The 552-nt window shown below is 53.1% G+C and carries 1 pseudogene; it reads left to right on the forward strand.

From position 1 onward, the window contains the following. Nucleotides 1–552 (forward strand): annotated as a pseudogene (locus QJ48_RS35205) (stage III sporulation protein AE); the annotation flags it as partial.

Below are 552 nucleotides of genomic sequence, written 5' to 3' on the forward strand. Positions count from 1 at the left end.
TATTTTCCGGACAGCCGGGCCCCGAGCTTCATGGAGCTGCTGCTCGGAGCCAAGGATTTCGGCCTCGGTTCCGTTTTCTCGGGACTGTTCAAATATTTGTTTCACGAGCTTCTCTACAATGGCAAGCTGCTCGTTTCCATCGTCATTCTTACGGTGTTCAGCATGCTGCTGGAAACGCTGCAAAGCTCCTTCGAGAAAAATAACGTCAGCAAAATCGCCTACGCCATTTCGTTTCTGGTCCTGATGATTATGGCGGTCAACAGCTTCAGCGTCGCGATCGGCTATGCGAAATCGGCGATAACCGATATGATCCACTTCATGATCGCCGTCGTGCCGCTTCTACTTACGCTGCTTGCCTCCATGGGCAACGTGGTGACGGTCACCGTCCTGCACCCGCTCATCTTGTTCATGATCCACGCCGTCGGGACGGCGATCTACTTCATCGTATTTCCGCTGCTGTTTTTCTCGGCGGTGCTGCATATTGTCAGCTCGCTGTCGGACAAATACAAGGTGACCCAGCTTGCAAATTTGCTGCGAAACGTCAGCGTAGGG

The organism is Paenibacillus sp. A3 (assembly GCF_001399685.1).
Taxonomy (GTDB): domain Bacteria; phylum Bacillota; class Bacilli; order Paenibacillales; family NBRC-103111; genus Paenibacillus_G.